The organism is Gordonia oryzae, assembly GCF_003797185.1.
GTDB classification, from domain to species: Bacteria; Actinomycetota; Actinomycetes; order Mycobacteriales; family Mycobacteriaceae; genus Gordonia; species Gordonia oryzae.
The window spans coordinates 292,151-301,821 of the sequence record NZ_RKMH01000004.1 but is presented as its reverse complement, the minus strand read 5'-3'; the positions used below and the strand labels follow the sequence as shown (position 1 = coordinate 301,821).

At 62.8% G+C, this 9,671-nt stretch carries 12 protein-coding genes; 1 reads left to right on the top strand and 11 read right to left on the bottom strand.

All coding sequences use genetic code 11. The annotated features are described in order from the left end of the window. A partial coding sequence (locus EF294_RS22435) for a tape measure protein (protein ID WP_148083262.1) occupies window positions 1–4,406 on the bottom strand: 4,406 nt, incomplete at its 3' end. 31 nt (window positions 4,407–4,437) lie between these two features. Here EF294_RS22435 and EF294_RS07400 point away from each other — a divergent pair. Next, window positions 4,438–4,920, top strand: coding sequence for a hypothetical protein (locus EF294_RS07400; RefSeq protein WP_123927524.1), 483 nt, complete (start codon window positions 4,438–4,440; stop codon window positions 4,918–4,920). Here the strand turns inward: EF294_RS07400 and EF294_RS07395 are convergent. The 10 genes from EF294_RS07395 to EF294_RS07355 form a co-directional block, all read right to left on the bottom strand. Then, the gene (locus EF294_RS07395; RefSeq protein ID WP_123927522.1) at window positions 4,907–5,377 is read right to left on the bottom strand and encodes a hypothetical protein; all 471 of its coding nucleotides are present in this window, start codon (window positions 5,375–5,377) and stop codon (window positions 4,907–4,909) included. The genes EF294_RS07400 and EF294_RS07395 overlap by 14 nt on opposite strands. Then, entirely contained in the window at window positions 5,308–5,745 is a 438-nt protein-coding gene (locus EF294_RS07390; RefSeq protein ID WP_123927519.1) for a hypothetical protein, read from the bottom strand. Before EF294_RS07390 ends, EF294_RS07395 begins: the two co-directional genes overlap by 70 nt. Before the next feature lie 116 nt (window positions 5,746–5,861). Further along, on the bottom strand, window positions 5,862–6,449 hold the full coding sequence (locus EF294_RS07385) for a hypothetical protein (RefSeq protein ID WP_123927516.1): 588 nt from the start codon (window positions 6,447–6,449) through the stop codon (window positions 5,862–5,864). Window positions 6,450–6,511: 62 nt separating this feature from the next. Continuing rightward, on the bottom strand, window positions 6,512–6,898 hold the full coding sequence (locus EF294_RS07380; RefSeq protein ID WP_123927513.1) for a hypothetical protein: 387 nt from the start codon (window positions 6,896–6,898) through the stop codon (window positions 6,512–6,514). Next, the gene (locus tag EF294_RS07375; RefSeq protein WP_123927510.1) at window positions 6,898–7,161 is read right to left on the bottom strand and encodes a hypothetical protein; all 264 of its coding nucleotides are present in this window, start codon (window positions 7,159–7,161) and stop codon (window positions 6,898–6,900) included. The genes EF294_RS07380 and EF294_RS07375 overlap by 1 nt, the downstream gene beginning before the upstream one ends. Continuing rightward, window positions 7,158–7,499, bottom strand: a complete 342-nt coding sequence (locus tag EF294_RS07370) for a hypothetical protein (RefSeq protein WP_123927507.1) — start codon at window positions 7,497–7,499, stop codon at window positions 7,158–7,160. Before EF294_RS07370 ends, EF294_RS07375 begins: the two co-directional genes overlap by 4 nt. After that, the gene (locus tag EF294_RS07365) at window positions 7,492–7,959 is read right to left on the bottom strand and encodes a hypothetical protein (RefSeq protein WP_123927505.1); all 468 of its coding nucleotides are present in this window, start codon (window positions 7,957–7,959) and stop codon (window positions 7,492–7,494) included. The genes EF294_RS07370 and EF294_RS07365 overlap by 8 nt, the downstream gene beginning before the upstream one ends. Further along, window positions 7,934–8,095: a DUF7302 family protein gene (locus tag EF294_RS22430; protein WP_425459405.1), complete on the bottom strand. Its 162-nt coding sequence runs from the start codon at window positions 8,093–8,095 to the stop codon at window positions 7,934–7,936. The genes EF294_RS07365 and EF294_RS22430 overlap by 26 nt, the downstream gene beginning before the upstream one ends. After that, on the bottom strand, window positions 8,095–8,997 hold the full coding sequence (locus EF294_RS07360; protein WP_123927502.1) for a phage major capsid protein: 903 nt from the start codon (window positions 8,995–8,997) through the stop codon (window positions 8,095–8,097). Before EF294_RS07360 ends, EF294_RS22430 begins: the two co-directional genes overlap by 1 nt. A 17-nt stretch (window positions 8,998–9,014) precedes the next feature. Further along, window positions 9,015–9,608, bottom strand: a complete 594-nt coding sequence (locus EF294_RS07355) for a hypothetical protein (RefSeq protein WP_123927499.1) — start codon at window positions 9,606–9,608, stop codon at window positions 9,015–9,017. Window positions 9,609–9,671 lie beyond the last annotated feature (63 nt).

Sequence of the window (9,671 nt, the reverse complement as noted above, 5' to 3'; positions counted from 1 at the left end):
AGTCTCATTCTGTCACGCAGACAGGGCATTTCGTCTATCCCACACCGCCCGACCACATACGAATCGGTGGATCGAGGCTTAGTCGCCTGGTCATACTTCTGCTTGGCCTGGGCGAGAGTGTCCTCGTGCTTCTTGGTTAGGTCTGCGACCTTTTGGTCACGCTCAGCCTGATTGATCTTGTGAGACTTCAGATCCTCGTCGATCCGCGCCTTATCCGCATCGAACTGCCGATTCGACTTGGTCACCGCATCGTCGTAACTCTTCTTCAATGCTGAGGTATCCACGCCCTGACCGCTCTGCTTAGAGCGTTGCGCGTTCTCGTAATCAGCTATCGCACTCACAATGCCAGGAGAATCGTTGGCGCCCAAAGTCTGGAACACATCCGCGATCTGACCCTCGACGAACGCTCCCACCGCACTGCCGAACCGCGACGAGATCGACGTCCCAGAGCTACCGGTCGTCGAACCCGACCCAGCGCCGCCGGTCGCGCCATAGTTGCCGTTGCCCGGCTGGTACACGATCGTGCCATCGGGGCGTGTGACGAACCCGCCCGGATCGGTAGCGCCCGTACCCGTCGTCGGCAGACCGGGGCCGATCGTCAGGAAAGCGTGGTCGGTGAACTGCGGTGAGTCGGCACCGACGGCACCGCCACCCAGCGCGCCGCCGCCGTTGTTGCCGCCCATCTCGATATTCGTGCCATCGGGCAGCGTGCCAGCAGTATGGCCGCCGCCGACGCCGCCGTTGTACCAGCCAAACCGCAAATCACCCGACGAACCCTGCCCGAGGGTGAATCCCATCGATTGAAGCTGCGAGCTCTCTGATGCTGTGGAGAAGCGTCCACCGAACGGGTCGAGACCAACAGCGGCACGAGCGAACGCCGACATAGCCCCAGCGCAGTCGCCCCAGTTCACACCACCCCATACGTACGGCGCACCAGTCAGCGGACGAGACGCGCCCTGACCCTCAGCCAGCTTGCGCAACCCGGCAGCATCCATTCCGCCATTCGCGTACGCCGTCACGCCCAGCTTGTCGACACCCGTCAACGCCATCAGCCGCGACAGAGCGCCGCCCGTCAGTGAGCCCAGCATCCCCGACACCGTGGACGGAAGATTGCCCTGCGGCACCAGCGCATACCCGAACATCTTCGCGACCGCCGCCAGAATGTCCGTCGACCGCGACCGCTTCGAGCCTGCCAGTGGGATGAACGCCTCGCCGCCCGTCTCCGGTTCGGCCCACTGAATCAAGCTGTGCGGCATAGCTTTCTGGAGTACGGCCTGATTCGGGAGCTTGCCGTTCGCGTACTGCTCCATGGCGTTGATGCCGCCATTCGCGTACTGGCGGATCATGCCGTCAGCTCCGGCGCCTGTTGGCACGTTGAGACCGAACTGGTAGGCACCAGGGACGCCGTTCGTACCTGGAACGAGGTTCACTTGAATGTTGGCGTCACGCACACGCGACGTGCTATCGAGCGTCGAGTTCGCAATCGCAGCGTTCTTCAGGAGTTCGTCGATGACGAGTTGCACACTCGGGTTGGTTGTCGAGTTCCGAAGCTCATCGAGCTTCGTCATGCTCACGGCCTGACCATTCAACAGATCCTGAATAATCAAACCCGCCTTGGCGTTTGCCTCGGTGCCTTGCAACTGGGTAAGTGCCGCGCGTGCGGCGTCGTTGTTTGCAGTGAAGGAAAGAGTGTTCAGGTCCAGCGTCGGATTCGCCTTGAGCGCGTTCAGAACACTCATGTTCTGCGTGATCATCTGAATACGCTGCTGCGCCAGGGCATCATTCGCCGTAATCGTGACCGTACCGTTCATCGGCTGCGACACAGTCAGATTCATCCGCTGCAACATAGCCCGCGTATCGTCGGTAACCTGGTCCGCCTGGACCGTCACCGTCTTCTGTGTCGGCACTTCATTCCACGCCTGGGAGATCGAGGCGATGTGCTGAAGAGTTTCGGGTGCACCCTTCAGTGCAACCACGATCTCGATGTCATCAAGCCCCAGCTGGTCAGCCGCCCGACGGATCTGCTCGGTGGTGAGTCCGTACTGTGTGGCCAACTGCGCCAAAGCAACCTGGTTCGCCTGCTGACGCTCGGCGAGATTGGCGCCGCTCGCCGCTGCATCGGCCGTGGCATCGACGATGTCAACGAGCGACTTACACAGCTGTTGACCGTTCGACGTTGCGGTGTTGACGCCAAGCTGTTGATCGAGCAATGCCGCGCCGAATCCTCGGGTTCGATCGATCGCCTCCTGTGTCGACTGGGCGACCTGTTGCAGCACCTCGTTGTGGCGGGCTATCGCATCACCCTCCGTGCGAGCTGGATTCAGTGCATCCATCGCATCCTTGAGGGCCTTCAGCTTGTCGGCTGCTGAGGATGACGAGTCCCCCATCTTCTGCATTGCTTCGCCGAGTTCGGTCACTCCAGGCGTGACACGGCGAGCAAGATCCTGTTGACGATCAAACTCGGCCCGAAGCTGCGAGATCTCCTGCGCCGCCTTGCGTCCGCCATCACCCATCTGGACCAGCTCGTTGAACAGCGAGAGGTATTGGTCGCGAGTGCCGTACATACGCTTGGCGACATCGTCATTGGTCATCCCGAGGTCAGCTATGGCCTTCTGTGCGGCCATAGCCTGCTCGGCAGCCGAATTGTTGGCGCCCTCCGTGTTGAGCGCCAGCTTTGCGATGCCGCCGAAACTCTTCAGCTGGTCCCAGGTGGACTGGTGCTTGTCGGCGGTCGTCTGCAACGTCTTCTGATAGGCCTCAAGCTGTTGCGTAGCAACGGACCACGCATCATCGGACATCTCGCCGCGCGTCTTGATGAGCGCGGACCCGAGTTTCAACTCAGACTGCTCGAGCGCCTTGACCGCGTCGGAGTGCGCCAGTGCCTTCTGTGCGGCCTCCTGGTGTGCAGAGACCCCAAGCATCACGTACGTGGCTGCGGCGGCGAGGGCTATTCCGACTGGTCCACCGAAGACCCCTGCGACCGCGGAACCGGCGTTCTTGAGCATCGCGAGGCCACCCCTGGCGGCGGCACCGGCATTCGCCCCCAACACGCGAACGCCGGCGCCAAATCCAGACATCGCGGGATTCGCCTGCTGCATATAGCCGATCGACGTTCGCCACGCCGAGCCGAATCCGGCAACCGAGGATCGAGCGGTGGCCAGTGCGCTACCCATCGGGGCAAGCGACGTCGTAACCCGACCCATAATCCCAGGGATGGTCTTGAAAAGCAGGAAGGCTCCCGCCAGTGCGGTCACGATCCCCTGATGCGACTGCATCAGATTCCCCAGACCCGAAAGCAAAGGATTTAGTGCGTTCAGCGCGCCCGTCGCTGCCTGGAGCGCGACAAGGAGGATTTGCCAACCCGAAACCCCCAGTGCGGCGGACGCCTGCATGAGCGACGCCCTGATTCCCGAGGTCGCCTGAATCCCGTCCTTCATGGCATCCCAGAGGCCCATCAAGGTCGTCTTGAGTTCGTCGATCGAGCCGGTCTTCTCGAAGGATTCGAGAGCAGCCTTGATCTTCGGTCCCCACTCATCGAAGATCTTCTCGTCGAGCGCAATTGCGAAGTCTTTAACCTTCGGGGTGAGCGTGTTGACCGCGTTAGTCAGGTCAGTGGCACCAGACTTCGCCCGCAGTAGAAATGGTTCCATGCCCGCAGCGGTCAGGCGGTTCATGGCGGTGCGCAGGTTCGCGAGCTTTGCGGGCAGTGTTGCGCCCATCTCCTTCGCGAGGTTGCCGGTCCCGTCGTTGATGGCCTTGACCACCATGTCGAACGAGATCTCACCCTGCTCGCCCATCTTGCGGACCTCGGCGGTCGTCTTGCCGATGGACTTCGCCACCAGGTCATACACGGGCACCCCGCGTTGCGCGAGCTGGAGCGCGTCACCGCCCATCAGCTTGCCCGAGGCCTTGATCTGCATCATGACCAGACCGATATCCTTGGCCGCGGCGCCTGATGCCGCCGAGACATTCACGAGCGCCTTCACGGCGTCATTCATATCCTTGCCGGACTTCACTCCCGCGCCACCAAGCATCGCCGCTGCACCCGCCGCATCCGACAGCGATGTCGACGTGCCAGAAACGATGTCGTTGAGGTCGTTGATCTGACGCTGCGCCTGCGACGCAGTCAGCCCCATGTTGCGGAACTGAATGTTCGCCTTCTCGAGCGTGTTCAGTCGTTCGAAGCCGCCCTTGAGTGCGTCCGAGATGGTGCGCGTGGCCAGCCCAGCAGCCTTGCTGACACCGATACCCAATGCCGTGCCGATCGCCGTCGACATCGCCGACCCCATGCGCTGGCCCGATGCCGAAGCCGCCGACTCCCCCTGATTCAGAGCCGCACGAATACCCGGAGCGATACGGCTCGTCTCCGGCACGATCGACACGTACGCAACGGCAAGTTCGGTCACGCGCACCTCCTTGGGGCATTACGATGTCGGGATGAAACGGACATTCCGCCTGGTTATCGGGCTCGCCGCTGCTATGGCCGCCCTCCTGTCCGGTTGCGGCAGCACTCAGACCGACAAGCCCTCTTCGTCGCAGGTTGCATCTCCGGCGAGCCAGACGAATCCAGGCGAACGGATCTACAAATCCGCCGAGGAACTCGGAGTGGACCTCAGCCGCCACGGCGTTAATTGCGACGTCACGACGACCCAGACGTCCCCGTCCGATGCTGGGAGCTGCACACTTCCAGGCAATGGGGGTGACGGGATAAAGGTTTCCATCACGGTTTGGCCCACCACCGCCAACGCGACTGCTGGTATTGCCGCAGTGAGGAATCACCAGAGCGTGGTGAATCGGATATCAGGAGATCGCACCTATCTCCTGATAGGGGCGAATTGGCTCGTCGACTTCAATCAATTCGGGGTTGCTGCGGCTCAAGTGAAGAACGTTTTTGGCGGGACGGTAGTCACCGTTTCCTGAACCCTGCCGCCACTGCCCGCGCCTCGTCGACTTCGTTGGGCCGGCCGTCGGGTTCGGATGCCACCTGCTCGGATGAATCTTTCGGGCCGTAGATGGCCATCCAGTACATCTTCGGAATGTCATCGGGGCTCTCGAACAGTTGCGACATGGCGAAGTATCGGCGCTCGGATTGCACGGTGGCGATCTCACCGAGGAGCCTGGTGGTCGGATCGTTCCACTGCCAGTTCGGGTCTACCGCGCGATGAAGTTCCATCCGCGGATCAGTGTTCGCGCGACGGACTATGGCACGCAGGTCGGCCCACGCGAACCACGGCTTACCGAGGTCCCGGAGTCGCAACCCGTGTCCGTGGCCGATGCAGTCGTACTCGACGGCCTCCCCGTACTCGGTCAGGAGTCGGTGGAGGCCGAGGATTCCCCCACGGCGATAGAGGGATCGCTGAGCTGCTGCTTGATCCACTCGACCATTCCGTCGGGGATCTTGTCCATAAGCGCCCGGTAATCGGCGGTCGACACATACGGCTTGAGCCAGCGCAGGGTGACCTCGCGTTGCTGGAATCCGTCGAGCAGCTCTTCGACGCCCTCAGGCTTCGGGTCCTGGTCGGCTTCGGGCTTGGTGGAGTTCTCGGCGATCCAGTTCATCCACTTCGCCTCGGCCTCACCGTAAGGGGTCAGCCACTCCCGGTACTTCTTTACCTCGGGGCCTGGCATCCAGTTGATGCGCGGCAGCTCGACGAGGATCGGTTGTTCGCGGCCGGGGACCGGGATGGCGAGCTTGCAAATGTTCTCGTCGACGGGCGGGGCCGAATAGCCTTCGGGGACAGACATGATGGTCAGGAGCCTTTCGTGATGGAAGGGGTTCAGTCAGGAGCGAAGCCTGGCCCGGCGAGGCCACAGCTCCTGACCAAAGGGGTGGAAGACACCCGCCGGGCCAGGACTAAGACCTACGAGGTGGGTACGCCGTCGATATCGCCGTACTCCTCGACGTAGTTGCCGGCAGCGTTGCGGAAAGCCTTGATCGTCAGCTCGAGACCCATCGCATCCTGCGACTCGGCCTTGAACTCGGCGATCTCCGACACGCGGCCCTTCTCGATGACCCACGTCTTGTACTTGTTGCCGTACTTGCAGGCGAACACGTGCGCGCCGATCGGAAGCTGCGCCGAGTTGTGCTTGACGTGGTACCGGGCGCCCTTGGTGGCGGTCGCCGGAGTGACGGTCACATTGGCGTCGCCGAAAGCGGTCTTCTTCACCTCGGCGCTGTCGACGTCGAGCAACTTGATCTTGAAGGTGCCGTTGTACTCGGTCTGGATGTCGATGTAGAGGCCGCCGTCGAAGTCCTGCACATCGTTCGAGGTGCGGGTGATGCCGACCGACAGACCATCCTTGGCTGCGGTGCCCTGATCTTTCAGCGATGCATTGACATCACTGGCCTCTTCGACCGGCTCGGTTGGCAAGGTTGCGCCGAGCGGACCTCGCCAGTACACACCGCCATCGATCGACTGTGCCACGAAGGCGTGTTGAACGTTTCCCATGATGGGTGCCCCTTTCAGGCGTCTCGGTCAGGAGCTGTGAAAGGGTGATATTCAGTTGAAACTCAGATACGCAGCACGAAAAGCGTTCCCGTGAACTGGAATCGGGAATGCTTCGGGTACTGCGGGTTCTCGTAGTCGACGAGTCCGCCGGGTTCCCAATCAGACACCCATAATCCTGCCCAGGGGCCACCGCTAGCGGCGACCTCGAAAGCGTCGAGCAGCGCCGTCGCATCCGCCTCAGCCTGTGGACCATCCGGGGCGCCGGCGGCTGTGGAGGCGTAGCACTCGACCAGGATCAACGCCCGATCGATGTACCGGTCACGCGGACCGCCAGCCCGAGAGATCCGCACAAACCGCGGCGGCGCCGAGGTAACGCGTTGCGACACCGGCACGCCCGGCAACCCGGAGACGGCAACCGCGCGAGCTGCCGCCACCACTGAACGGGCCACTATCCCGACCCGAGCGCCCTGATGAGGGTGTTGTGTCGGGCGTTGTCGATCATCGCCTTAGCATCACCGGTGACCACTGTGACGCGGTGGCGTCCCTGTGGTCGAGCAACGCCTGGGCGAGAACCCATCACGTAGGTGCCCTTTCCTTTCGCGTTCGCCGTCGCCGCGACTCGCTCACCATGCTTCTCGAGCTCGCCCACGATCTCCGATGTGCGTCCGTAGCGAATGTTCTTGAACTCCTCGGTGTTCCAGTCGATTCTCACGGATTCACCGCCTTCAGATTGATCACCCCGCCCGGATTCCAGCCGAACGGATTGTGGTCGTACATCTCCGTGCCGCCGATGACCTCATACTCTTCACCTTCGAGCACCATGCGGTCGCGCGGTGAGCACTCGAACCCTGGCGGCACCAGCAACTCGATCTCCACCACGTCGCGGTCATGCCCAGCCAACTTCGGCTCCGAGGTCACTGGCGTGCCCCACCCGTAGACAGGTTTGTCGACGGGATCAGCCCACCCGGACACCGTGTTACCCCAGTCATCCTCGGCGCCGGCCGAATAGATGCGGTGGCCGACAGTGAACAGGAGGGGGAACTCAGCCACAGTCGGTTTCCCATAGGGGGTACTCGAAATTGGTGAGGTTCGCGCCACACGAGCACGAGTCCCCACCCAGTCCGATCGAGCACCAGACGGAGTGTCCGCGGCGGCCCGACGGTGCAGTGTCGAGTGCGAACACTTCCGACGAGGTCTTGCACATCGTCTGAAGTTGAGTGATCTCCGACGGCCAGAACAGGTTGTTGCGCCGCGTATTCGAGTCAATCACCTGCTGGTAGGGGCCAGCCTGTTTCGTTGTGATCGCCCCGGTACCGGCGTCGTTCCACCGGAGGATCGCGCCCCGGATTACCGCTTTCGCGGCATCCGGGTACGCGAAATCGTCCTCGGTGATGCACGGCGCCAGCAGCTTCGCCATCCCCAACGCGTCCACGATCATCGCCTGAGCTTTGGCCGGCTCGATCGTTGCGAACGGCGCGAGATCGTCAGTCGTGATCGTGACCGCTGGCATCCTCGTCAGCCTTCTTGGTGGGGCGGCGTGCGGGCTTCGGCTTGTCTGCCGACTCCCATGCGCCGCCCAGCATCGTGTTGCCGAGTTCGTCGTCGACGTTCACGACTGCACCGTTGCCAGTGTGGCGGAGACGCATCACGCCACCAGATCCTCGATGACCGCGAACTGGTCGGCGAAGACGTACCAGCCGTACACGATCTCCGTGCGGAACAGGATCTCGTTGTGGCCGGCGAGGTCGCGGCCCGCGTTGTCCGGGTCGCCGAACTCAAGCATCCGGAAGGGGAACGACTTCTGGACGCCCCAGCGGATACCGCCCTGGAAGTTGCCGAGAATCGCGCGGACCTTGTTGTCGGTGGTGTCGCCGTCGGTCGGCTTACCCGACACGGTCGTCGACACCGACGCGTTCACTCCCTCGAACGAGGAAATGCCCGCGCCGAGGCCGAGTTCCGGGTACTTCTTGCGGCCGTCGGTGTAGCGGGCCGTCGACAGCGTCCACGCATACTTCGGGTCGAATGCGACGCCGTTGACCGAGTATCCGGCGCCGATGACTAGGCCGGCTGCGGTCTCGAAGTCGATGTCGGCGTTCGCCCCAGCCTCGACCCGCTTGGTGGTCGTGTTGAGGTAGTTCGACCACCCGGTGATGGCGGTGCCGGTGCGCGGATTCAGCCGGTAGTACAGGCCGAGGTCGAGGCCGCGGGAGATGGCGCGCGCGCACTTCTCCTGGTACTTGCTGAGAATCCCGAGCTGGTAGTCCTCGTCCTCCCACTTGAACTCGTCCGAGGTGCGCATCTGCACGACGGCCTTGTGTGGGACGGCGGTGACGCGACCTGGCTTGGCATCGTCGCTGCCCTTGGCGGCGGATTCCTCGACGAACTCTGCGGTGAGGTCGTCGTCGAAGGTGATGATCTCGGTCTTGCCGAAACGCATCGGCTCCTGGCCCGAGAGCGCCGAGACGGTGGAACCCGTCTTGGACTTCTCGACGATGCCGGAAGCGATGTTCGTCGGCAGGAAGAGATCGGTGCTCTGGAGCACGGCCATGATCTATCTCCTTGTGACTATTGCCCCCGCCCGGTCAGCGCGGCAAGGAACTCCTTGGTGCTGTCGGGCTTGGGACGCGGGTTGTAGCCCTCACGAGATACGTGGGGCTGGTTCTTCTTTCGTTCCTCTTCGCGAGCCGCCAGCCGTTCCGCCTGCGCCGTGAGGGTTTCCTCGTCGGTGCCGGTCAAAAACAGTTCGGCGTCGGACGGTTCCCCGTTCTCGCCGCGCTTGGTGCTGATCCCGTAATCCCCAGCCACGCGGAGACGCAGCGAATTCGCCTGCGACTGCGCGTTCTGCTTTTCGAGGTCGGCAATCCGTTCGTCGGCGGTCTTCTTGGCCGCCGCGGTCGCCTTCAGGTCGTCGTAGTCGGCGTACTTCTGGGAAGCCTTGCGGCGCTCCTCGGTGCGCGTCCTGCCGATGATCTGATCCACCTCGTCCTGGGTGAAGGTTTTCGGCTCGTCGCCGTCAGGCTCGCCACCTTCGCCGCCGTCACCACTGGGGTGCCCTCCACCCTCGGAGCCGCCGAGAACCGGCCAGATCGGGCCCTTGCGGGTGTATCCGATCGCCCGCATCCCGGTCAGCGGATGAATAGGCAGGGTGTTGTCGCTCATTAGAACTCCCGTTTCTGTCCCGTCGGACATCGGCCGGCATTGGGGCGCTGCCGTGGGCGCTTA

Bases quoted from the DNA above. Each gene is read 5' to 3' on its own strand.
- EF294_RS07385 (WP_123927516.1), bottom strand. From the start codon at position 6,449: ATGGGAAACGTTCAACACGCCTTCGTGGCACAGTCGATCGATGGCGGT.
- EF294_RS07360 (WP_123927502.1), bottom strand. From the start codon at position 8,997: ATGGCCGTGCTCCAGAGCACCGATCTCTTCCTGCCGACGAACATCGCT.
- EF294_RS07355 (WP_123927499.1), bottom strand. From the start codon at position 9,608: ATGAGCGACAACACCCTGCCTATTCATCCGCTGACCGGGATGCGGGCG.
- EF294_RS07365 (WP_123927505.1), bottom strand. From the start codon at position 7,959: ATGCCAGCGGTCACGATCACGACTGACGATCTCGCGCCGTTCGCAACG.
- EF294_RS07390 (WP_123927519.1), bottom strand. From the start codon at position 5,745: ATGTCTGTCCCCGAAGGCTATTCGGCCCCGCCCGTCGACGAGAACATT.
- EF294_RS07400 (WP_123927524.1), top strand. From the start codon at position 4,438: ATGAAACGGACATTCCGCCTGGTTATCGGGCTCGCCGCTGCTATGGCC.
- EF294_RS22430 (WP_425459405.1), bottom strand. From the start codon at position 8,095: ATGCGTCTCCGCCACACTGGCAACGGTGCAGTCGTGAACGTCGACGAC.